We start from the raw sequence: 22,325 nt of genomic DNA, 5'->3' as shown, positions 1-22,325 counted from the left end.
CCGTGTCGAAACCCGCGCCGATCGGGGTGCCGCGATCGGTTCTTCCTGTCCAGATGTACGCCAGCGCCGGCTCCCCGGCTTTCCCGGGTCCGTGCGGCCGGTCAGGCGGCGGCCCGGCGCAGGCGCACCGTCTCCACGATCCGCTCGCGCACCCACTCGGGGTGGAACATGATCTGGGTCCAGGTGAACCGGAGCACGAGCCAGCCGCGGCTCACCAGCTCGGTGTAGCGCTCGGTGTCCTTGTCGAACCCCTGGCGCGTGCCGTGGTGCTCGAACCCCTCCGCCTCGATCACGATGCGCAGGTCCTCGTCGCCCAGGTCGACCCGCGCCCAGAACCCGTCGTCGCTGATGATCAGCTGCGGGGTCACGGCCAGCCCCGGGACGTCCAGGCAGATGGCGCGCAGCACCGACTCCATGGGGCCTGCGCTCTCGCCGGTGCCGTGAGTGGCGACGCGGCGCGCCGCAGCAGAGCGTGGCCCGCGCAGACGGTCGGCCGCCCAGCGCAGCTCGCGCGCGGTGACCGTGCCGCTGCGCAGGGCGGAGTCGGCCACGGCCAGTGCCTCGTCGAACGGGAGGTCGCGCGCGCAGTCGAGCGTGGTGCGCAGCGGCTCGGTGACCCCGTCGACGACGTCCTCGGGCGGGACCGGCCGCCAGACCAGCCGCACGTCGCGGGGCGGGGGCACGCGCAGGTGCCGGTTCGGGGGATCGTGACCCAGGCCTGCCGGGGCTCGGCCTTCACCGACCACCCGTGACGGACCGCGGCCGAGACGTGCGACAGGGTGCCGCTCAGCTCCACGGCCCGGCGCAGCTGGGGCTCCAGCTCGGGCAGGCAGTAGACGCCGTGGGCGAGGCGGCAGATGTCCGCCGACCCCACCGACTCGGCGATCTCGCGCCGGGTGACGGGTCCGAGGAGGTCGCCCAGCCGCGTGGCTCCGCCCCGCTCGCGCAGGGCGTCGACGACGGCTCGGGACATGCGCACCAGCCTGGCGCGCGCCGGGTGGCTGTGCCGTTGTCCACAGGGCCAATCTGCGCGGCGCCGTGCAGATGGACGGGACAAAGCCCGCGCCCCTCCCGCAGTGGTGCGCCATTCCGGTGCCGAGGACGCGTTCTTCCTGTCCAGATGTACGCCCGACGCCCTCGCGCCGCCGCGCTCGCCCCGCCTCAGCGGGAGCGGGGATGGGCAGCTTGGTGCCGACCTGCTCGCGCTCGGCGAACACCTCGCGGCGGAAGCGGTAGAGCCGGGCCGGGCGGCCGCCCGTCGCGTGCGTGGTCTCGCCGGTGGGCTCCACCAGCTGATGCTGCTGCTCGACGACGCGGCGGAAGTTCTGCTTGTGCAGCGTCTGCCCGGCCAGCGCCTCGACGACCTCCTGCAGCCGGCCGAGGGTGAACGCCTCGGGCAGCAGCTCGAAGACGACGGGGCGGTACTGCAGCTTGGTGCGCAGCCGCGACAGGCCGGTGGCGAGGATGCGCCGGTGGTCGTGCAGCATCGGCACGCCGAGCGGCTCCTGCACCGACCGCGGACCGAACTGCGGCGACTCCGCCACGAGCCCGGCCTCCCACAGCAGCTCGTAGCGCTGCAGCGCCAGCTCCGGGCGCCAGGCATGCTCACCCAGCCCGAACAGCTGGTCGCGTCGCTCGCGCCGCGCCCGCACCTGCGCGCCCGACCCGCGCCCGACCCAGCGGTCCAGCCGCGCCACCGGCTCGGCCGACCCGGGCGACCCGGGCGACCCGGCCGACCCGTCGGCCGACCCCGGCTCCGCGGCCGCGCCGCGCCGGTCCTCCCAGGGGAGCGCGTCGTACAGCCCCAGCCAGCCCTGCTCGTCGGTGGCGGCGCGGGTGAGCCCGAGGTAGGAGATCGACACCACGCGGCCCTCGCTGTCGCCGCGGCCGAGGTCGGCGAAGGTGTAGAGCTGCTCGACGAAGCCCAGCGAGTGGCCGGTCTGCTCCTCGACGAACGCGCGCACCCCGGCCTGCAGCGAGCGCTGCTGCGGGTGCAGCGGGCCGGCGGGCAGCCGGCGCGGGTCGCCGGAGGCCAGCGCGGCGGGCATGCCGTCGTCGACCGTGACGACCAGCGCCACCAGCTCGGTGGTGTCCTGCGCGACGGCACCCGCGCCGGGCCTGCGGCTCACGGCACCGTGACGAAGTCGATGAGCTCCTCCACCCGGCCGAGCAGCTCGGGCTGGAGGTCGGCGTAGGTGCGCACGGTGCCCAGTATGCGTTTCCAGCCGTGCGCGACGTCGGCCTGCGAGGCGTGCGGCCAGCCCAGCTCGGCGAGGATGCCGTGCTTCCACGACGTGCCGCGCGGGATGGTCGGCCACTGCGACCAGCCGAGCCGCTCGGGTCGCACGGACTGCCAGACGTCGACGTAGGGGTGGCCCACGATCAGCACGTGCTCCGACGGGGCCGCGGCGCGGGCCTGCTCGACGATGCGGGTCTCCTTGCTGCCCGGCACCAGGTGGTCGACGAGGATCCCGAGGCGGCGCTGCGGACCGGGCCGGAAGTCGCGGATCACCGCCTGCAGGTCGTCGACGCCGTCGAGCATCTCGACCACGACGCCCTCGACGCGCAGGTCGTCGCCCCAGACCTTCTCGACCAGCTCGGCGTCGTGCCGGCCCTCGACCAGGATGCGCGAGGCCGACGCGACCCGGGCCGGGGCGTCGGGCACGGCCACCGACCCGGAGGCGGTGCGGCTCTTCGTGGCCCGCTGCGCGGCGAGCGCGGCCGTGTCGGTGCGCGGCGCGGTGAGCTCGACCGGCTTGCCGTCGATGAGGAAGCCGGGCCCGAGTGGGAACGCCTTGACCCGGCCGCGCCGGTCCTCCAGGTGCACCACGTGCATGCCGCCGGCCTTCTCGACCCGCACGACGGCGCCGACCCAGCCGGAGTCGGCGTCCTCGACGACCAGGTCGCGCGCGGCCTCGACCTGCGCCGAGCGGCCCCGCCGGGGCGCCTTCCAGTCACCAGCGAGCACGTCGGATCCGTAGCGGTCGGGAGTCACCCCGTGAGGGTAGGGAAGGGTGGCAGACCCGCCCGGGCGACACGCTCGTACGCCGGCGCGTGGTTTTCTCGCTGCGCCGCACCGGACGTAGACTTGGCACTCGGGTGTGCAGAGTGCCAGCTCGGGCGGTCCCGGGCCGGTGCGAGCGCGCCCGCCGCTCCCGATGCCGACGAAGGTGGTGACCATGTCCGACGACAGGCGACTGCAGGTGCTGCGCGCGATCGTGCAGGACTACGTGGCGACCTCCGAGCCGGTGGGGTCCAAGGCGCTGCTGGAGCGGCACCGCCTGGGCGTCTCGGCCGCGACGGTGCGCAACGACATGGCCGCGCTCGAGGAGGACGGGCTGATCGCCGCGCCGCACACGTCGGCCGGGCGCATCCCGACCGATGCGGGCTACCGGCTGTTCGTCGACCGGCTCAGCGGGATCAAGCCGATGAGCCGCGCCGAGAAGAGCGCGATCCGGACCTTCCTGGACCAGTCGGTCGACCTCGACGACGTCGTCGACCGCACCGCGCGGCTGCTCGCCTCGCTCACCCAGCAGGTCGCGGTCATGCAGTACCCCTCGCTCAGCCGCTCGACGGTGCGCCATGTCGAGCTGGTGCCGCTCGGGATCGACCGCGCGATGGTGGTGCTGATCCTGTCCAGCGGCCGGGTCGAGCAGCGCGTCGTCGAGCTGGCGCAGGACCCGGCCGACGCGGCCGGCCAGCAGCTGCTCGGCGAGCTGCGCGCCCGCATCAACGCCGTCACCGACGGCCAGGTGCTCGGCGAGGCGACCGCGCAGCTGTCGAGCCTGCCGGAGGAGTTCCCCGCCGTCGACCGGCCGAGCGTGCAGGCGATCATCACCTCGCTCACCGACCTGCTGCGCGAGCAGCGGGAGGAGCGGGTGGTGCTGGCCGGCACCTCCAACCTCGCGCGCACGGGCGTCGACGCCGGAGACCTCGGTGTCGTGCTCGAGGCGCTCGAGCAGCACGTGGTGCTGCTGCGCCTGCTGGAGTCGCTCGACCCCGTCGAGCGCGACGCCGTCGCGGTGCGCATCGGCGCCGAGAACCCGCACGCCGGGCTGCAGTCCACGTCGGTGGTGACGACGACGTACGGCAGTGGCGGCGTCGCCGGCCTCGGCGTGCTCGGACCGACCCGGATGGACTACCCCTCGACCATGGCGGCCGTCCGCGCCGTCGCCCGCTACGTCTCGGAGATCCTCGACCAGTGAATGACTACTACGGCACCCTCGGCGTCTCGCGCGACGCGAGCCCGGAGGAGATCAAGCGCGCCTACCGCAAGCAGGCCCGCCGGCTGCACCCCGACGTCAACCCCAGCCCCGAGGCGGCCGAGGAGTTCAAGCGGCTGTCGGTGGCCTACGAGGTGCTGTCCGACCCGCAGAAGAAGGGGCAGTACGACGCCGGCGTCGACCCCATGGCGGCCGGCGGAGCCGCCGGGTTCGGCCAGGGCTTCTCCTTCACCGACATCATGGACGCCTTCTTCGGCGCCGGTGCGGCGGGCGGCGCCCGCGGGCCGCGCAGCCGCCAGCAGCGCGGCCAGGACGCCCTCGTGCCGCTCGAGATCGACCTGCGCGAGGCCGTGTTCGGCGGCGAGGCCGACCTGACGTTCGACACCGCCGTCGTCTGCCCGACCTGCCACGGCGACGGGGCGCGGCCGGGCACCGGCCGCCGCACCTGCGACGTGTGCCACGGCGCCGGCCAGGTGCAGGAGATCCAGAACTCCTTCCTCGGCCAGGTGCGCACCACCCGTCCGTGCGGCGCCTGCCGCGGCTTCGGCGAGATCATCACCGACCCGTGCTTCGACTGCTCCGGCGAGGGCGCGTGCGCGACCGCCGCACCATCACCATCAAGGTCCCCGCCGGCGTCGACAGCGGCACTCGCATCCAGCTCGCCGGTGAGAGCGAGGCCGGTCCGGGCGGCGGTCCGAACGGCGACCTGTACGTCGAGGTCCGGGTGCGCAAGCACCCCGTCTTCCAGCGGCAGGGCGACGACCTGCACTGCTCGCTCGAGCTGCCGATGACCGCGGCCGCGCTCGGCACCACCGTCGCGCTCGACACCTTCGACGGGCCGCGCGACGTCGAGGTGCGCCCCGGCACGCAGCCCGGCGACGTCGTCACGCTGCGCGGGCTGGGCGTCACCCACCTGCGCTCGAGCGTGCGCGGCGACCTGATGGTGCACGCCAACGTGCGCACGCCCACCAAGCTCGACCACCAGCAGCAGGAGCTGCTGCGTCAGCTGGCCAAGGAGCGCGACGAGGAGCGGCCGCAGGCCGCCTTCCAGCCGGTCAGCCAGGGGCTGTTCGGCCGCATCCGCGACGCCTTCGGGGGAAGTAGCGCGTGACCGCGCCGCTGTTCCACCTGCCGTACGCCCGGCTCGCCGACGCGCAGCCCGGCACCCGGGTGGTGCTCGACGGGGCGGAGGGGCGGCACGCCGCGACCGTACGGCGCATCGGGGTGGGGGAGCAGGTGCTGCTGGCCGACGGGACCGGTGCGGTCGCGACCACGACGGTGGCCGAGACCGGCCGCGACGAGCTGGTGCTGCTCGTCGAGTCGGTCGACCGATCGCCCTCTCCTGCAACGACTTTCGTGCTCGTGCAGGCCCTGGCCAAGGACGGCCGCGACCTGCAGGCGGTCGAGGCCGCCACCGAGCTCGGCGTCGACCGGGTGCTGCCCTGGCAGGCCGAGCGCAGCATCGTGCGCTGGCGCGGCGACCGGGCGGCCAAGGCGCACGCGAAGTGGGTCAGCGCGACCGTGGCGGCGGCCAAGCAGTCGCGGCGGGCGACCGTGCCCGAGGTCGGTGACGTCGTCGGGCTCGACGGCCTGGTCGCCGTGGCGGGCGACGCCGCGGCCACGCTGGTGCTGCACGAGGAGGCCGAGCAGCCGATCGGCGCGGTGGAGCTGCCCGCAGCGGGCGAGGTGCTGGTGGTGGTCGGGCCCGAGGGCGGGATCTCGCCGGCCGAGCTGGCCGCGCTGCGTGCGGCAGGTGCGACGGACGTACGGCTGGGGTCGACGGTCCTGCGCTCGTCGACGGCCGGGCCGGCGGCGCTCGCGGTGCTGCTCGCGCGCAGCCGCTGGTCGGGCACAAAGGATGAGGCCGCTGTCGGCGGGGCTCCGTAGACTGGCCGCGATGACAGACGACCATCCGAGCGAGCATCCCGGCACGGCCGAGGTCCCCGCAGACGACACCCCCAGCCCCGAGGGCGGCGACTCGATCAGCCGCACCGTCACCATCCCGCCCGACATCCAGATGGTCACGCTGCTCGGTCCGCGCGACGAGCTGCTGCGCACGATGGAGCGCGCCTTCCCGCGCGTCGAGCTGCACGTGCGCGGCAACGAGTTCCGCGCGCAGGGCCCGAGCGCCGACGTCGCGATCGTCGAGGAGCTGCTCGGCGAGCTGCTGACCATCATCGACGCCGGCCACCCGCTCAACCGCGACGCGGTCGAGCGCTCCATCGGCATGCTGCAGGCCAAGACCCGCGAGCGGCCGGCGGACGTGCTGACGATGAACATCGTGAGCAGCCGCGGCCGCACGATCCGGCCGAAGACGCTCGGCCAGAAGCAGTACGTCGACGCCATCGACTCCAACACCGTCGTCTTCGGCATCGGCCCGGCCGGCACCGGCAAGACCTACCTCGCGATGGCCAAGGCCGTCGCGGCGCTGCAGGCCAAGGAGGTCAACCGGATCATCCTGACCCGGCCGGCGGTCGAGGCGGGCGAGCGGCTGGGCTTCCTGCCCGGCACGCTGAACGACAAGATCGACCCCTACCTGCGGCCGCTCTACGACGCGCTGCACGACATGATCGACCCCGACTCGATCCCGCGGCTGATGGCCGCCGGCACGATCGAGGTGGCGCCGCTGGCCTACATGCGCGGCCGCGCGCAGCCGCTCGACGCCAAGGTGCTCACCCCCGAGGGCTTCCGCGAGATCGGCTCGCTGGCCGTCGGTGACCTGGTGATCGGCTCCGACGGGTCGCCCACTCCGGTGCTCGGCGTCTTCCCGCAGGGTCGCAAGCCGATTTTCCGGGTCAGCGCCCAGGACGGCAGCTCCACGCTGTGCTGCGGGGAGCACCTGTGGACCGTGCGCACCGCGAGCGACAAGCGCCGCGGCACCCAGCGCACGCTCCAGACCCAGGACATGATCGGCCACGAGCGCGCCGCCCACGCCCACCGGTTCGAGCTGCCGGTGGTGGCACCGGTCAACCTGCCCGAGTCCGACGTCCCGCTGGACCCCTACGTGCTGGGGCTGCTGCTCGGTGACGGGTCGAGGGCGACCCTGGCGAATCCGGTCGCGGCGGCCGCGGTGGTCAACGCTTCGGCCGGCGGCTCACTCGATCCAAGTCCGGCCCCAGGCGACGCGCCGGACCGGGTTCCTCAGGCGTACCTGCTCAACAGCCTCTCGGTCCGGCACGCGTTGCTGCAGGGCCTGCTCGACAGCGAGGCGGGCCACGTGCGTGGCGAGGCAGGCACGACCTCGATCGAGGTGCGGTCCGGCTCGGCTGGGCTGCGTGACGACGTGGTCGAGCTGGTGCGGTCGTTGGGCGGCGTCGCCGACACCGGGAGTGACCACGACGCCTACGTCGTCGACCTGCGGCTGCCGGCGGGGCTCGAACCGTTCCGGCTGGAGCGCAAGCGGGTGAAGTACGCCCAGGGCGAGCCGGGGCGGCCGATGCGGTTCGTGCACGCGATCGAGCCGGCCGGGGAGGCCGAGACGGTGTGCATCCAGGTGGCCGCGGCCGACTCCCTCTACGTCACCGACGACTTCCTGGTCACCCACAACACCCTCAACGACTCCTTCATCATCCTCGACGAGGCGCAGAACACCTCGGCCGAGCAGATGAAGATGTTCCTCACCCGGCTGGGTTTCGGCTCCAGGATGGTCGTGACCGGTGACACCACCCAGGTCGACCTGCCGAGCGGCACCACGTCGGGGCTGCGGGTGGTGCAGCAGATCCTGGGCGACGTCGAGGACGTGCACTTCGCCCACCTCAAGGCCCAGGACGTCGTACGCCATCGCCTGGTCAGCGAGATCGTCGAGGCCTACGGCCGGTGGGACGCCAAGCAGGAGAGGGTGCCCCTGGCCAGCACGGCCAGCGCGGCCCGCAGGGGCAGTCCGGTCGGCGCCCGCAGGGGATCGATGAGCATCGACGTGCTCAACGAGACCGAGGTCGAGGTCGACCTCGACGAGCTGCACGAGGTGGCTCGCTACGCGATGGACGAGATGCACGTGCACCCGCAGGCCGACCTCGCGATCCGGGTCATCGACGAGGCGGCCATGGAGGTGCTCCACGTGCAGTGGATGGACCTGCCCGGCCCGACCGACGTCATGAGCTTCCCGATGGACGAGCTGCGTCCCGGACGAGCCGGCGAGCCGTCCGAGGAGGGCGTGCTCGGCGACATCGTGCTGTGCCCGACCGTCGCGGCGCGGCAGGCGGCCGAGGCGGGCCACACGACGCAGGAGGAGCTGCTGCTGCTCACCGTGCACGGCGTGCTGCACCTGCTGGGCTTCGACCACGCCGAGCCGCGGGAGCGGCAAGAGATGTTCGACCTGCAGCGCACCCTGCTGCTGACCTTCCTCGCCCGCCGAGGCTCCGACGCGCGCATCACCCCGCCGTCGGGCAAGGAGTGAGCACACCATGACCGCCCTGTGGATCGTCGCCCTCGCGAGCGTCGTGCTCGGGTTCGCCTTCGCCGCCATGGAGTCGGCCATCCGCCGGGTGGGGGCAGGCCGGGCTGCCGAGCTCGCCGAGGAGGGCAAGCGCGGCGCGCCCGCGCTGCAGGCCGTCGTCGCCGACCGCAGCGCCGTGGCGATGGTGCTGGCATTCCTGCGCGTGCTCGCCGAGGCCACCGCCGCCGTGCTCGTCACGCTGGCCGTGCAAGAGCTCTTCGACGACTTCTGGCCCGCGCTGCTCACCGCGATCGGCGTCATGCTGCTGGTCAGCTTCCTGCTCGTCGGCGTCTCCCCGCGCACGCTCGGTCGCCAGCACGCCGAGGCGGTCGCGCTGGTCAGCGCCCCGCTCGTGGTGCAGCTGCGTCGCGTGCTGGCCCCGGTCGTACGCCTGCTGGTCCTGCTCGGCAACGCCGTCACCCCCGGTCGCGGCTACCGCGACGGCCCCTTCGAGACCGAGGCCGAGCTGCGCGAGTTCGTGGACATCGCGCAGGCGTCGCAGCTGATCGAGGACGACGAGCGCAAGATGCTGCACTCGGTCTTCGACCTCGGCGACACCCTCGCGCGCGAGGTCATGGTGCCGCGCACCGACATGATCACGATCGACCGCGAGAAGACGCTGCGGCAGGCGATGTACCTGTTCTCCCGCTCCGGCTTCTCCCGCCTGCCCGTGGTCGACGGCAGCCCCGACGACATCGAGGGCCTGCTGTTCTTCAAGGACGTGTCGCGTCGCGTGTTCTCCGACCACGACTCCGAGCAGCTGCCGGTCCACGAGGTGATGCGGCCGGTGGCGTTCGTGCCCGACAGCAAGCCCGCCGACGACCTGCTCAAGGAGATGCAGCTCGAGCGGCGTCACTTCGCGGTCGTCATCGACGAGTACGGCGGGACCGCCGGCCTGGTCACGATGGAGGACATCGTCGAGGAGATCGTGGGCGAGATCGACGACGAGTACGACCGCGCCACCCCCGGCGTCGAGCAGCTCGCCGACGGGCGCACCCGGGTGCCGGCGCGGATGGACATCGACGACCTCGCCGAGCTGTTCGACGTCACGATCGACGAGGAGGACGTCGAGACGGTCGGCGGCCTGCTCACCAAGCTGGTCGGCCGGGTGCCGATCCCGGGCGCCACCGGCGACATCGCCGGGCTGCGGCTGGTCGCCGAGCGGATGTCGGGTCGTCGGCACCAGCTGGCGACCGTGGTGGTGGAGCCCGTCGACCCGGGGGAGCCGTCCGACGACGAGCAGCCCCGCGAGCATGCCCGGTCCTCGGGCGAGGAGGTAGTGCTGTGAGCGGCGAGGAGCGCGTAGCGCAGGGTGCGGGCGAGGGACGAGCACGCGCCCGGAGCGGAGTGCGACCGAGCGCGACAGAGGGTGTGAGCGGCGAGGAGCGCGCAGCGCAGGGTGCGGGCGAGGGACGAGCACGCGCCCGGAGCGGAGTGCGACCGAGCGCGACAGAGGGTGTGAGCGGCGAGGAGCGCGCAGCGCAGGGTGCGGGCGGCGAGGGTTATCGCGCGGGGTTCGCCTGCCTGGTGGGGCGGCCCAACGCCGGCAAGTCGACGCTGACCAACGCGCTGGTCGGCCAGAAGGTCGCGATCACCTCCAGCAAGCCGCAGACGACGCGGCACACGATTCGCGGGGTGCTCACGACCGACCAGGCCCAGCTGGTGCTGGTCGACACCCCTGGGCTGCACAAGCCGCGCACCCTGCTGGGGCAGCGGCTGAACGACCTGGTGCGCGAGACCCTGCTCGAGGTCGACGTGGTCGGCTTCTGCCTGCCCGCCGATCAGCGCATCGGTCCGGGGGATGCGTTCATCGCCGCCGAGCTGGCCGAGCTGCGGCGGGGGCGCCGACGGCCCGTGGTGGCCATCGCGACCAAGTCGGACACGGTCAGCAAGGATCGGTTGGCCGAGCACCTCGTGGCGATCAGCGAGCTCGGCGACTACGACGCGATCGTCCCGTGCTCGGCGACGCGCATGGACCAGGTCGACACGGTCGCCGAGGTGCTGATGTCGTACCTGCCGGAGTCGCCGCAGCTGTATCCCGACGGGATGCTCACCGACGAGCCGGAGTCGGTGATGATCGCCGAGCTGGTGCGCGAGGCCGCGCTCGAGGGCGTGCGCGACGAGCTGCCGCACAGCCTGGCGGTCGTCGTCGAGGAGATGGTGCCGCGTGAGGACCGCCCCGAGGACAACCCGCTGCTCGACGTGCGGGTCAACGTGTTCGTCGAGCGGCCGTCGCAGAAGGCCATCATCATCGGGCGCGGTGGCTCGCGGCTGCGCGAGGTCGGCACCCAGGCGCGCACCCAGATCGAGGCGATGCTCGGGCAGCGGGTGTTCCTCGATCTGCACGTCAAGGTCGCCAAGGACTGGCAGCGCGACCCCAACCAGCTGAGCAAGCTCGGCTTCTGAGCGGGAGACGATGAGCGAGTACGAAGCCTGGGCCGAGTTCGGCGACGCCCTGCGACTGCCGGTGAAGGACACCGACTTCGTCACCGACATCCCTTGGGAGGCAGCGGATTTCAAGCCCGAGCTGCCGCTGATCGACATCGGGTCGGGGTCCGGGCTGACCACGGTCACCCTCGCCGAGCGCTACCCCGAGGCCGAGATCGTCGCGGTCGAGCCCGACTGGGTGATGCGTTCGCTGCTGATGCTGCGCATCGCCGAGCGCGACGACCTGCGCCCGCGCACCACCGTGCTGCCCGAGTCGATCCTCGACTCCTGGCTGCCCGACCAGTGCGGCGGTGCGCTGCTGTTCAACGTGATCTACTTCCTCGGCGAGCGGCAGCGCGAAGCCTTCTGGCAGCGGATGGCGCGGGTGCTCGTGCCCGGGGCGCCGGTGCTGATGAGCAGGTCGTACGGCGCCGGTGACGGCCCCGTCGAGCGCAAGCTGTCGGCCTCGGCCAGCATGGGCCGCCAGGAGTATCAGCGCTGGTTCGCCGCGACCCCGCTCGACGACGGCCGGGTCGAGATCACCAACGACTACCTCACCCTGCGCGACGGCGAGGTGGTGCGCGAGGTGTCGACGCGGGTGCGGCCCTACGGCCTGAGCGAGGACACCATCGTCGACGAGATCCCCGTCGGCTCGTTCGGCATCGAGGAGATCGACGACCGCTACCTCGCGGTGCGGCGCCACCCCGACCTGCGCCGCCGCCGCTGAGTCACAGCACCTTCACCTGCTGCCAAGCCCGCTCAACCGCCTGCTGCTCGGGGCTGCCGGAACCGAACCGCTCGCCGGCCTGGGTGACGGTCGCCTGCGCGAACACGGCGAAGTCGGCGTCCTTGGGCAGCCCGCCCCGGGTCATCGCGTCGTACCAGACCTGCCCCGCCCGCTCCCAGGCGTTGCCGCCGATCGCGGTCGCCGCGAGGTAGAAGGCGTGGTTGGGGATGCCGGAGTTGATGTGCACGCCGCCGTTGTCGTTCTGCTCGTCGTGCGGCATCTCGGCGTAGTCGTCCATCGTCGCCGGCTGCGGGTCCTTGCCGAGGGTGGGGTCGTCGTACGCCGTGCCGGGCGCCTTCAGCGAGCGCAGCGCAACGCCCTGCACCTTGTCGGTGAACAGCGACTCGCCGATGAGCCAGTCGGCCTGGTCGGCGGTCTCGCCGCGCACCCGCTGCTTGACCAGCGACCCGAACACGTCGGACACCGACTCGTTGAGCGCCCCGGACTGGCCGACGTAGGTGAACGCAGCGGTGAACTGGATGAAGCCGTGCACCAGCTCGTGCGCGATGACGTCGACGCTGTCGGTGAAGGAGTTGAAGAACTCGCCGTCGCCGTCGCCGAACACCATCTGCTCGCCGTCCCAGAAGGCGTTGTCGAACTCGACGCCGTAGTGGACGCTCGCGGTCAGCGGCAAGCCCTGGTCGTCGAGGGAGTTGCGGTCGTACGCCTCGGCGAACAGCGCGAACGTCTGGCCGAGCCCGTCGTAGGCCTCGTTCACCGACTCGTCGGCGACCGGCGGCTCGCCCTCGGAGCGCACCAGGACCCCGGGCAGCTCCTGCTTGCGCTGCGCGTCGTAGATGCTGCGCTTGGGCGAGACGGCGCCGGAGTCGGGCTGCAGCTCGTCGGTCGGCTCGGGGCGCACGACGGTGGGGTCGGTGGGAGCCGGCCGTGCCGCGCGCCCGCGGTCGCGCACGTCGGGCGGCAGCAGACCGGTGCCGCCGAGGTTGTCGCGCCGCGGGCCGCTGCGCGCGGCGCGCACCTCGCGGCGCGCCACCATGTCGTTGCCCATCAGCAGCGTGCGCTCGGCGATCTGCGCGACCCGGGGGTCGGCGTCGCGAGCCAGCCGACGCAGCAGGTGGGGCGGGACGATGTGGCAGCGAGTCGTGGTCATGCCCCTACTGTGCAACGCGGGTCCGACAGCGGGGGCGTTGTGCGTGCTCCGATCAGGGGCGGATGTCGCGCAGCCAGTCCACGAGCGAGCGCTGCTGGGTGGCGCTCAGCCGGGCCAGCAGCCCGCCGCGCACCGTCTCGGCGTACGTCGGCAGCACCTCCGCGAGCAGCGCCCGTCCCTCGTCGGTCAGCTCAGCGGTGGTCGCGCGGGCGTCGTCGGGGGACTTGCTGCGTCGCAGCAGCTGCTTGCGCTCGAGCCGGGCGGCGCGGTGGGACAGGTCGCTGGGGGACAGGGACAGGTGACCGGCCACGACGGACATCTGGGGCGACCCGCCGAGCTCGGCCACGGCGATCAGGACGCCGAACTCGCCCGTGCTCACCGGGGTGTCGGCGAGCACGGCGGCCAGACGCGCCTCCATCGCCCGCGAGACCCGCGCGAACTCGCGCCAGGTCTCTCGCTCCCGGCCCGTGAGGCCACCGGCCAGCTCGGGCGGCAGCTTGCTCGAAGTCGTCATGCGGGGTCTCCTGATCAGACGCGGCGGGCCCGACCGGCCAGCATGCCGAGCGTCAGGGTAGCCAGCCCGACGATGGCGTACGTCCACCGCGGGCCGCTCCACGAGCCGGACCACTCGTGCGCGAGCCCGACCAGGACCGGGCCGAGGGCGGCGATGGCGTAGCCACCGGACTGCGACATGCCGGCGAGCCGGCCGGCGGCCATGCTCGTGCCGGTGCGCAGCCCGAGGAAGGAGTACGCGAGCGACATGCCGGCCCCGCTGCCGACGCCGACGACCAGCACGCCGACCGCGAGCGCCGCGCCCGTCGTGGTCGCGACGAGCACGCCGCCGACCAGCTGCACGAGCCCGATCAGGGCGGCCACGACGACCTGGTCGCGCCCGCGGGCCGCGATCGGCGGCACCAGCAGGCTCGGCACCATGCCGATCAGCGCCAGCATGCCCAGCAGGCCGGAGGCGGCCGCGGCGGACATGCCCCGGTCGGTGAGCATCGGCACCAGCCACGCGACCGCGGTGTAGAACATCAGCGACTGCATGCCGAAGAAGGCGGTCACCTGCCACGCGAGGGGTGAGCGCCACAGCGACCCGGCGGGCACGCCGGCGGTGCGGTCGGGCTGGTGGTGCTCCCGCTCGAAGGGGAGCCAGAGCACGGCGGCGAGCAGCGCGCCGGCCGGGATCACGGTGATCGCCACGTGCCAGCCCCACTGCGAGGTGAGCGGCAGGGCGAGGAAGGAGCCGAGGGCGCCGCTGACGGTCATCGTCGAGGTGAACAGGGCGGTCATCGTCCCGATCGAGCGGGGGAAGTCGCGGCGGATCACCATGGGCAGCAGCACGTTCGGGAGGCAGAGCCCGAGCGCGACGAGCACGGTGCCGGCGTAGAGCGCGGCGGTGGAGGGCAGCGTGCGCACCACCGCCCCGGCCACGACGATCAGGAAGCCGAGCACCACCGCGAGCTCGATACCGAGCCGGCGTCCGACGGTGGTCGCGAACGGTGACGCGACGACGAACACCACGAGCGTCACGGTCGTCAGGGCGCCGATGCCCGCGGCCGACAAGCCGTACGCGTCGCCGATCTGCTGGCCGAGCGGACCCATCACCGTGATCGGCGAGCGCACCGCGAGACCGGACAGGATGACCGCGACGACCAGGATCGGCATCCGCCACGGGTGCTCGCGGTGGACCCGTCGCAGGGGTGGCAGGCCTGCCCTGCGGTGCGCCAGATCGGTCATCGGGGGCGGCCTCCTCGGTCACGGGGTTGTTTGACAACGTCAAGTATGTCGGAATGCTTGACTCTGTCAAATACTGTGACCGGGGTCTCGGCCGGGTCGGGCGCGGCTGTGCCCGGGGACGGTCAGCGGAACTCGACGGTCTCCTCGGAGCTGGACCAGAAGACCTTCAGGCCCTCCGGCTTCACACCGCGTGGGAGCTCGAACGTCAGCTCACGGGTCTCGGGGTCGCCCGAGGAGACCAGCGGCAGGTCGACGACGTCCTTCACGCGCGGGCACAGGTTTCCTTGCCGTCGACCAGGGCGAATTGCTGCGGTCCCACGATGGCGGAGAACGGACTGGTGAGCGTGACCTCGACGGTGACCGTGCTGGACAGCGCACCCGGTTCGTTCGTGACCTTCGGCTTCGCGACCCGCAGCGTCGTGCCCTCGACCTGCTTCTTGCGCAACGGTGCCGCCTTGCCGAACGAGGTCGTGCGGTCGGGGTCGAACGGCTCCTTCAGCTTCGCGGTGCACCCGGTCGGCGGCGCGATCGTGCGCACCTCGCCACCGGTCCGCCACGCGGCGAGCACCCGGCCGCCGGTGTCGAGCGCCACGAGGGTCACCCGGTTCTTGTCCTCGCCGGGGGAGTCGGCCTGCACGGACACGTTCACCGGCTCTACCCGGCCGCGGGTAAGCATCTGGAACGGCGTGCGGTCCTGGCACAGCATCCCGTCGCCGGTGACCACGGCATACCGCAGCTTGGTGGGGCTGGGGAACTGGTCGCCGCTGGTGCGCACGGCGTTGAGCGCCACGGTGATCCGCGACCCCTTGACGACCGGGCCCTGCTTGGCGGTGTTGAGCGAGTATCGCTCGCCGCCGCTGGAGACCTCGGCCTGCGAACCCCAGGCGTACGTCTTCGTCACCTCGGGCGCGGAGTCCTCGCACCCGAACGGCTTGCGCGGTCCGGAGCTACGGTCGGGGGAGTCACCACTTGATGCGCTCGCGTGCGAATCGCCTTGTCCCGCAGCGGAGCTCGCTGCTGCCGGTCCGCTGTCGCTGCCGCACCCGGCCAGCACCAAAGCACCGATGGCCGCACCGGCGGCGGCTGTCCCCTGAGAGCTCGCATGGCCGGCAGGCTATCTAGCGCACGCGCCGGGCGTGGCGGTTCGAGCGGCTGCCGGCGGGTCGTCGTGCGCGTCAGCTCGGGGCGGTGGCGCCTCCGGTGCGCCACGCCGCGAGCACCGCACCGCCCTCGTCGAGCACCACGAGCGTGATCGCGTCCTTGCTCTCGCCGGAGGTCTCGGTGCGCACCGAGACGTCGACCGAGGTCTGCCGGTTCAGACCGAGCATCGGCAGCCCGACCGGGTCGCGGCACAGCTTCCCGTCGCTGGTGACGACGCCGAGGGTGAGGGTGCTGGTCTCGGCCAGCACGTCGCCGGTGCGGCGGGTGGCGACCACCCCGACCTCGACGCGCGCGTCGCGCACGGTGGGCCCGTCGACGGCGGTGGCGAGGGCGTACAGCCGGCCGCTGTCGTCGACGTCGACCTTCGACCCCCAGCCGTACGCCTGGCTCACCCGCGGCGCCTGGCTCGCGCAGGTGGCGGGGCTGGCCGGTGCGTCGTCCGCGGCGTCGCTGCCGCCGCAGCCGGTGAGCAGGAGCGCACCGCTTGCCGCCGCAGCGGTCACCGGGAGTCCTCGTCGCATGGCGGGAGGCTAGCGAGCCGGCGCCGATCGGCGGGGGATGTCGTCGGGCACCTCTAGCGTGCCGGGCATGGCTGAGACCGGACTCATCGTGCCGCCCGACCAACCGCCCGAGCGCTACCGCGAGGCGGTGCTGGCCGCCGAGCGGGCCGGTCTGCCCGAGGTGTGGTTCTGGGAAGACTGCTTCGCCGAGAGCGGGCTGGCCCCGGCCGCCGCCGCGCTGGCGTGGACCGAGCGCATCCGGGTCGGCGTCGGGCTGCTCCCGGTGCCGCTGCGCAACGTCGCGCTGACCGCGATGGAGCTGGCCACCCTGGCGCGGCTGTTTCCCGGCCGGCTGCTGCCCGGCATCGGCCACGGGGTGCTGGAGTGGATGGGCCAGGCCGGGGTGCGCGCCGAGTCGCCCATGACGCTGCTGCGCGAGCACGCCACGGCCCTGCGCGCGCTGCTCGCGGGGGAGTCGGTCACGGTCGAGGGGCGCTACGTCCGGCTCGACGGCGTGCAGCTGCGCTGGCCGCCCGAGCAGGTGCCACCGGTGCTCGTCGGGGCGGTCGGGCCGAAGACGATCGCGCTCGCCGGCGAGCTCGGCGACGGGCTGATCCTCACCGGCGGGACGTCCGCCGCGGCCGTGCGCGAGGCCGTCGCACGGCTGCGCGAGGCCCGTCCGGCGGGAGTGGCCGAGCCCGACGTGGTGGTCTTCACCGACCTGCCCGTCGACGCGTCGGTGCAGCAGCTGACCGACCGGGTGTCCGAGCTCGCCGACGCCGGTGCCACCCGCGTGCCGGTGCTCGCGCTCGGCGACCGCGGCCCCGAGTCCGGCCCGGCGATCCTCGACTTCGCCGCCCGGCTGGGGGCGATCTCGATACGCCTCGCCTAGCGGCTCGGCTACTCGATCAGCGTTGGGGGCGTCCCGCATCCCGGGCAATCGAGACCGACCCGTGGACACCACGCACCTGGGCGCGGCTATGGTGACGACGTGCGGACGACGTACTCGCTGCTTCTCCTTCGTCGCCGCGGCGAGGCCTGATCTTCGGCCTTCCTCGCCGCGGAGTCGCCTCCTGCGGCCGAATCCCCTTCAGCAACACCTGAACTGGCGGACCCGTCAGCCCCGCGCCATCACTGCGGCACCGGCGAGCGCACCGCCCCGAACCCGAGGCGAGAGATGATCCACCCCCAGCAGCCCACGTCGATGCCGATCGGCAAGTACGAACCGTTCAGCAAGCAGATCACCGTCGACCTGCCCGACCGCACCTGGCCGGACAAGCAGATCACCAAGGCGCCGCGCTGGTGCGCGGTCGACCTGCGCGACGGCAACCAGGCCCTCATCGACCCGATGAACGCCGAGCGCAAGATGCGCATGTTCCAGCTCCTGGTGCGCATGGGCTACAAGGAGATCGAGGTCGGCTTCCCCAGCGCCAGCCAGACCGACTACGACTTCTGCCGCCAGCTCATCGACGGCGGCCACATCCCCGACGACGTGACCATCCAGGTCCTGACGCAGAGCCGCGACCACCTGGTCGAGCGCACCTTCGACGCGATCCGCGGCGCGAAGTCGGCGATCGTGCACTTCTACAACTCGACCTCGGCGCTGCAGCGGCGGGTGGTCTTCGGGCTCGACCAGGACGGCATCGTCGACATCGCGCTGCAGGCGGCCCGGCTGTGCAAGAAGCTCGAGGAGACCGTCCCCGAGACCGACGTCTACTACGAGTACTCCCCGGAGTCCTACACCGGCACCGAGCTGGAGTTCGCGGTGCGCATCTGCAACGAGGTCATCGACGTCATCGACCCCACGCCGGACCACAAGATGATCGTCAACCTGCCGGCGACCGTCGAGATGGCCACGCCCAACGTCTACGCCGACTCCATCGAGTGGATGGTGCGCCACCTCGACCGCCGCGAGTCGATCGTCGTGTCGCTGCACCCGCACAACGACCGCGGGGAGGGCGTGGCGGCGGCCGAGCTGGGCTACCTCGCCGGCGCCGACCGCATCGAGGGCTGCCTGTTCGGCAACGGCGAGCGCACCGGCAACGTCGACCTGGTCACGCTCGGCATGAACCTGTTCAGCCAGGGCGTCGACCCGCAGATCGACTTCTCCGACATGGACGAGATCCGGCGCACCGTCGAGCACTGCAACCAGCTGCCGGTGCACGAGCGGCACCCATGGGGCGGCGACCTGGTCTACACCGCCTTCTCCGGGTCGCACCAGGACGCCATCAAGAAGGGCTTCGAGGACATGGACCGCCAGGTGCGCGAGTCCGGCCGCGAGCTCGACGAGCTGGTCTGGGGCGTGCCCTACCTGCCGATCGACCCGCACGACATCGGCCGTTCCTACGAGGCGGTCGTGCGCGTCAACAGCCAGTCCGGCAAGGGCGGCGTGGCCTACATCCTCAAGAGCGAGCACCAGCTGGACCTGCCGCGCCGGCTGCAGGTGGAGTTCAGCGGGGTCGTGCAGCAGCGCACCGACACCCAGGGCGGCGAGGTCACCCCGGCGCAGCTGTGGGACGTCTTCACCGACGAGTACGTCCCCGGCGCGGGCGAGGGCGAGGCGGCCTGGGGCCGGTTCGCCCCGATCACGCACTCCATCGAGAGCACGTCCGACGGCGACCGGATCACCGCCACGATGACCGACCGCGACAACGGCGGCCGCGAGATCACCATCCAGGGGCAGGGCAACGGCCCGATCGCCGCGTTCACCGACGCCCTGTCGACGCTCGGCATCGACGTGCGGGTGCTCGACTACGCCGAGCACGCCATGTCGGCCGGTGAGGGCGCCCGGGCGGCGGCGTACGTCGAGGCGGCCATCGGCGAGCGCGTGCTGTGGGGCGTCGGCCTGCACAGCTCGATCGTGAAGGCCTCGCTCACCGCGGTGCTCTCGGCGGTGAACCGGGCGCTGCGTGACGCCCCGGTGCCGGTCGAGGAGCCCGCCCAGGTGCACCCGAGCAACGCGGTCTGAGCCGCGGCCGGCGGGATGCTCCGGGCCGGCCGGTCTGCTCGGCGGGCGGTCAGCCGACGCCGTCGTCGCGCACCGCGCGGAAGGTCGCCAGCGCCTGCTGGTCGCCCGTGAGCACCGGCTCGCTGCCGACGACCGGCCGGCCCCACAGCCACAGGTCGAGGTCGGCTGCGGACCCGGTGACGGTTGCGTCGGCGTCCCGGCCGTCGTCGTCGACCGCCTGCCAGGAGGGGACGTCGACGGCCTCGCCCTGCGAGGACGTACCCGCGAATCGTCCGAGCCGCACCAGCCAGCTGCGCTGGGCGTCCGTCGCCCGCACGCGGACGCGCTGGTCGCCGGGGGTGAACGTGCCCCACGACGGGTGGTTGCCGAACATCACGACGACCGCCTCGTCGACCCCGTCGGCGGCGAGCCCGACGTCGATCGGACTGATCGGCCGGCCGGCGGTCAGCTCCGCGTCGACCCGGTGGACGAGCGCCTCGTGGGCCTGCCGGCGCCGGACGTACGCCACGTCGTGCAACGCCTCGTCGGAGACCCACATCCAGCGGGGTTCTGCCGGGTCGGCCTCGGCGGCGACGCTGTGCAACCGGGGGCTCTGCTCGCGGTAGAACGCGAGCAGGCCCGCACGGTCGGCCGGACGCTCGGGCTCGACCAGGTCCTCGATCTGCTGACCGGTGCGCAGGTCGTCGGCGACGATCGTGGCCCAGAACCACTGGACCTCGCCCAGGTGCCACAGCAGGTCGTCGGCGTCCCAGTCGGGGCAGCTCGGCACGCGGGCGGCCGGGTCCGCCGCCTGCGCGGCGTCCAAGAACATGGCGGACTCGGTCTGCAGGTGACCGAGGAAGTCGAGTGTGCTCATGCGGCCGAACGTAGGGCCGCGCCGTGCTGCGTGTCGCGCGGGTTTCGGGCAGCCGAGCTGCGGTCAGCCGAGCTTGTCGGCGGCGGCCTGGAGCCGGGCGAGGGTGCGGGCGTTGCGCGTCGTGATCGGCGCCGTCTCTCCGGTCGAGCCGGGCAACCGTCCACGGCCCTGCGCCCTGGCGAACGGGGTGTCGAGCGACCGACCGACCGGGCAGGTCCAGGCGAGTGCGGTGGGGCTCAGGCGCGTGTGCTCCTGGTCGAGCTCGACGGCCAGCCGCACCCACGGGTCGAGCCCGCCCTCGGTCTGCGCGAACGTGACGTAGGCATGGGTGCGTTCGTCGTCGAGGGCGTACGGCAGCGTGGCCACCAGGTCGTCCACCTGCGCCAACGTCTGGACGACGAGCGGGACGTGGGCTCCGAGGTCGCGCTCCACCGCGGCCTCGGCAGCGACCCGCAGCGGCTCCGGGTCGAGACCGGTGCGCACCACGGCGTTGCCGGAGGCGAGCACGGTCGCGGCCTGCTCGACGCCCTCGATCGACTCCAGGCACGCGCGCAGCGGGGCCGACCGCACCGTCACCCCGCCCACGTTGACGCCGCGCAGCAGGAGCGCGGCGAGGCTGCTCACCCGGCCTGACGCCCGCGCGCCGCCGCGAAGTGCGCCAGCGCGGCTGCGAAGTCGCGGCGGGCGAACGCCGGCCACAGCTTGGGGCTGAGGTAGATCTCGGCGCCCTGGGTCTGCCACGGGCAGAAGCCCGACAGGCGCTGCTCGCCGCTGGAGCGGATGACCAGGTCGATGTCCTTGACCGGGCCGCCGGGCAGCGCGGCCGTGATCTGGTCGGCGTCCAGCGCGGCGATGTCGGCCGAGCCGGGGCGCGCAGCAGCGCGGCCCGCACCCCGTCGACGATGTCCTGCCGCCCGTCGTAGCCCACGGCGAGCGTGACGTGGCGCGGCCGCGAGGACGTACGCTCCTCGCCGCGCGCAGGTCGTGCGCCACCTCCTCGGGCAGCAGCCGCGGGTCGCCGGACAGGTGGATCCGCCAGCTGCCCGCGCGCTCGATCGCCCGGGGAAGCACCTGCCGCAGGACCGTGTGCAGGCCGGCCAGCTCGTGCGGCGGGCGTTCGCGCAGGTTGTCGGCCGAGAGCAGATAGACCGTCACGTGCTCGATGCCGGCGGTCTCGGCCCAGCCGAGCAGGTCGCCGACCCGCTCGGCGCCGACCTTGTGGCCGACGGAGGAGTCGGTGTATCCGGCGGCCTTGGACCAGCGGCGGTTGCCGTCGACGACCACGCCGACGTGCCGAGGGCGGACCGGCAGCGCGTGCAGGCGCCGACGCCCCATCCGGCGCTGCAGCATGGTCGCGACACTCATGGCCAAGAACGGTACGACCGGTGCGGCCGGGCGCCGGGGAGGCGCGCGGAGGCCGGAACGGACTGGGCGGAAGGCGCCAGGCCGCTACCGCACGCCGCGCGGGCGGAACTGGATGCTGATGCGCGGCCCGACGGGCTTGGCGGTCTTGGGCACGGCGTGCTCCCACGTGCGCTGGCAGGAGCCGCCCATGACGATCAGGTCGCCGTGGCCGAGGACGAACCGCAGCGACTCGCCGCCGCCGCGCGGGCGCAGGGCGAGGGTGCGCGGCGCGCCGACCGAGACGATCGCGACCATCGTGTCGTGGGTGTTGCCGCGGCCGATGCGGTCGCCGTGCCAGGCGACCGAGTCGCGGCCGCCGCGATAGAGGCACATGCCCGCGGTGCGGAACGGCTCGCCGAGCTCCGCCGCGTAGTGCCGGGAGAGCTGGTCGCGGGCCTCGGTCAGCACCGGGTCGGGCCAGGCCTCGGTCTCGGAGTAGAACCGGAGCAGGCGTGGGGTGTCGACTTCGCGGTCGTACATCTGTCGGCGCTCGCCGTGCCAGTCGACCCCGCCGGCGCCGCCGGGCATGAGCCGCGCGAACAGCTCGTCGGCTCCGGTGAGCCAGCCCGGCCGAAGGTCGACCCACGCGCCGCGGGTGAGCGGCGTGCGCCGCACGGACCCGCCGAGCGGGCGCAGTCCGACCTCCTCGACCTGGTCGAGCAGAGACCCCTGCAGCGCGAGCTCGGACATGGCGCCAGGTTAGAACAGGCGTT

Annotated in this window: 20 protein-coding genes and 4 pseudogenes; 11 read left to right on the top strand and 13 right to left on the bottom strand. The window is 73.1% G+C overall.

What is annotated here, in order from left to right:
- Positions 1-101: 101 nt before the first annotated feature.
- Both QUE40_RS10325 and QUE40_RS10320 read right to left on the bottom strand, forming a co-directional pair.
- A complete protein-coding gene (locus QUE40_RS10325; RefSeq protein ID WP_289230900.1) occupies positions 102-2,129 on the bottom strand; it encodes an NrtR DNA-binding winged helix domain-containing protein in 2,028 nt (675 codons plus the stop codon).
- Complete coding sequence (locus QUE40_RS10320) at positions 2,126-2,995, bottom strand: DUF3097 domain-containing protein (protein ID WP_289230899.1); 870 nt, start codon at positions 2,993-2,995, stop codon at positions 2,126-2,128. Before QUE40_RS10320 ends, QUE40_RS10325 begins: the two co-directional genes overlap by 4 nt.
- A gap of 184 nt (positions 2,996-3,179) precedes the next feature.
- Between QUE40_RS10320 and hrcA the strand changes: the two genes are divergently transcribed.
- The 9 genes and pseudogenes from hrcA (at position 3,180) to QUE40_RS10275 (ending at position 11,812) form a co-directional block, all read left to right on the top strand.
- Positions 3,180-4,205: a heat-inducible transcriptional repressor HrcA gene (hrcA, locus tag QUE40_RS10315; protein WP_289230898.1), complete on the top strand. Its 1,026-nt coding sequence runs from the start codon at positions 3,180-3,182 to the stop codon at positions 4,203-4,205.
- Positions 4,202-5,334, top strand: a pseudogene (dnaJ, locus tag QUE40_RS10310) (molecular chaperone DnaJ). The gene hrcA and the pseudogene dnaJ overlap by 4 nt, the downstream one beginning before the upstream one ends.
- The gene (locus QUE40_RS10305; protein ID WP_289230897.1) at positions 5,331-6,110 is read left to right on the top strand and encodes a 16S rRNA (uracil(1498)-N(3))-methyltransferase; all 780 of its coding nucleotides are present in this window, start codon (positions 5,331-5,333) and stop codon (positions 6,108-6,110) included. The pseudogene dnaJ and the gene QUE40_RS10305 overlap by 4 nt, the downstream one beginning before the upstream one ends.
- 10 nt (positions 6,111-6,120) lie before the next feature.
- Positions 6,121-6,870, top strand: a pseudogene (locus QUE40_RS10300) (PhoH family protein); the annotation flags it as partial.
- A gap of 900 nt (positions 6,871-7,770) precedes the next feature.
- A pseudogene (locus tag QUE40_RS10295) lies at positions 7,771-8,052 on the top strand (PhoH family protein); the annotation flags it as partial.
- Between the two features lie 75 nt (positions 8,053-8,127).
- Positions 8,128-8,619 (top strand): rRNA maturation RNase YbeY, encoded by a 492-nt coding sequence (ybeY, locus tag QUE40_RS10290; RefSeq protein ID WP_142005561.1) that lies wholly within the window; start codon positions 8,128-8,130, stop codon positions 8,617-8,619.
- A 7-nt stretch (positions 8,620-8,626) separates the two neighbouring features.
- Entirely contained in the window at positions 8,627-9,946 is a 1,320-nt protein-coding gene (locus QUE40_RS10285) for a hemolysin family protein (RefSeq protein ID WP_289230896.1), read from the top strand.
- A 170-nt stretch (positions 9,947-10,116) separates the two neighbouring features.
- Positions 10,117-11,064, top strand: coding sequence for a GTPase Era (gene era, locus QUE40_RS10280; RefSeq protein ID WP_142005559.1), 948 nt, complete (start codon positions 10,117-10,119; stop codon positions 11,062-11,064).
- A 10-nt stretch (positions 11,065-11,074) separates the two neighbouring features.
- Positions 11,075-11,812 carry a class I SAM-dependent methyltransferase gene (locus QUE40_RS10275; protein ID WP_289230895.1) on the top strand — a complete coding sequence of 246 codons (738 nt, stop codon included), beginning with the start codon at positions 11,075-11,077 and terminating at the stop codon, positions 11,810-11,812.
- Between the two features lies 1 nt (position 11,813).
- On the opposite strand, the gene QUE40_RS10270 is transcribed toward QUE40_RS10275, so the two are convergent.
- The 6 genes from QUE40_RS10270 to QUE40_RS10245 form a co-directional block, all read right to left on the bottom strand.
- Complete coding sequence (locus tag QUE40_RS10270; RefSeq protein ID WP_289230894.1) at positions 11,814-12,983, bottom strand: M4 family metallopeptidase; 1,170 nt, start codon at positions 12,981-12,983, stop codon at positions 11,814-11,816.
- A gap of 52 nt (positions 12,984-13,035) precedes the next feature.
- Entirely contained in the window at positions 13,036-13,497 is a 462-nt protein-coding gene (locus QUE40_RS10265; protein ID WP_289230893.1) for a MarR family winged helix-turn-helix transcriptional regulator, read from the bottom strand.
- 14 nt (positions 13,498-13,511) lie between these two features.
- Positions 13,512-14,723 (bottom strand): MFS transporter, encoded by a 1,212-nt coding sequence (locus tag QUE40_RS10260; RefSeq protein WP_289230892.1) that lies wholly within the window; start codon positions 14,721-14,723, stop codon positions 13,512-13,514.
- Positions 14,724-14,845: 122 nt separating this feature from the next.
- A complete protein-coding gene (locus QUE40_RS10255) occupies positions 14,846-14,989 on the bottom strand; it encodes a hypothetical protein (RefSeq protein ID WP_289230891.1) in 144 nt (47 codons plus the stop codon).
- On the bottom strand, positions 14,986-15,624 hold the full coding sequence (locus QUE40_RS10250) for a hypothetical protein (RefSeq protein ID WP_289230890.1): 639 nt from the start codon (positions 15,622-15,624) through the stop codon (positions 14,986-14,988). Before QUE40_RS10250 ends, QUE40_RS10255 begins: the two co-directional genes overlap by 4 nt.
- Positions 15,625-15,898: 274 nt before the next feature.
- A complete protein-coding gene (locus tag QUE40_RS10245; RefSeq protein WP_289230889.1) occupies positions 15,899-16,405 on the bottom strand; it encodes a hypothetical protein in 507 nt (168 codons plus the stop codon).
- A gap of 67 nt (positions 16,406-16,472) precedes the next feature.
- Between QUE40_RS10245 and QUE40_RS10240 the strand changes: the two genes are divergently transcribed.
- Both QUE40_RS10240 and leuA read left to right on the top strand, forming a co-directional pair.
- Positions 16,473-17,276, top strand: a complete 804-nt coding sequence (locus tag QUE40_RS10240; RefSeq protein WP_289230888.1) for an LLM class flavin-dependent oxidoreductase — start codon at positions 16,473-16,475, stop codon at positions 17,274-17,276.
- A gap of 285 nt (positions 17,277-17,561) precedes the next feature.
- Positions 17,562-19,352: a 2-isopropylmalate synthase gene (leuA, locus tag QUE40_RS10235; RefSeq protein ID WP_142005551.1), complete on the top strand. Its 1,791-nt coding sequence runs from the start codon at positions 17,562-17,564 to the stop codon at positions 19,350-19,352.
- A 49-nt stretch (positions 19,353-19,401) separates the two neighbouring features.
- Here leuA and QUE40_RS10230 read toward each other — a convergent pair whose 3' ends face one another.
- The 5 genes and pseudogenes from QUE40_RS10230 to QUE40_RS10220 all read right to left on the bottom strand — a co-directional run bounded on the left by QUE40_RS10230 (position 19,402) and on the right by QUE40_RS10220 (position 22,302).
- Positions 19,402-20,208 (bottom strand): maleylpyruvate isomerase family mycothiol-dependent enzyme, encoded by an 807-nt coding sequence (locus QUE40_RS10230; protein WP_289230887.1) that lies wholly within the window; start codon positions 20,206-20,208, stop codon positions 19,402-19,404.
- A gap of 63 nt (positions 20,209-20,271) precedes the next feature.
- Positions 20,272-20,778: a DUF1697 domain-containing protein gene (locus tag QUE40_RS19210; protein WP_433997080.1), complete on the bottom strand. Its 507-nt coding sequence runs from the start codon at positions 20,776-20,778 to the stop codon at positions 20,272-20,274.
- Between the two features lie 50 nt (positions 20,779-20,828).
- Positions 20,829-21,002, bottom strand: a complete 174-nt coding sequence (locus QUE40_RS19205) for an undecaprenyl diphosphate synthase family protein (RefSeq protein WP_350227146.1) — start codon at positions 21,000-21,002, stop codon at positions 20,829-20,831.
- Between the two features lie 232 nt (positions 21,003-21,234).
- Positions 21,235-21,543, bottom strand: a pseudogene (locus QUE40_RS19200) (undecaprenyl diphosphate synthase family protein); the annotation flags it as partial.
- Between the two features lie 114 nt (positions 21,544-21,657).
- Positions 21,658-22,302 (bottom strand): alpha-ketoglutarate-dependent dioxygenase AlkB, encoded by a 645-nt coding sequence (locus QUE40_RS10220; RefSeq protein WP_142005548.1) that lies wholly within the window; start codon positions 22,300-22,302, stop codon positions 21,658-21,660.
- Positions 22,303-22,325: the final 23 nt, after the last annotated feature.

This window comes from Barrientosiimonas endolithica, from assembly GCF_030296655.1.
In the GTDB taxonomy this organism is placed as follows: domain Bacteria; phylum Actinomycetota; class Actinomycetes; order Actinomycetales; family Dermatophilaceae; genus Barrientosiimonas; species Barrientosiimonas humi.
Note: the sequence above shows the minus strand (reverse complement) of the source record. Positions and strands in the feature narration are given on the sequence as shown.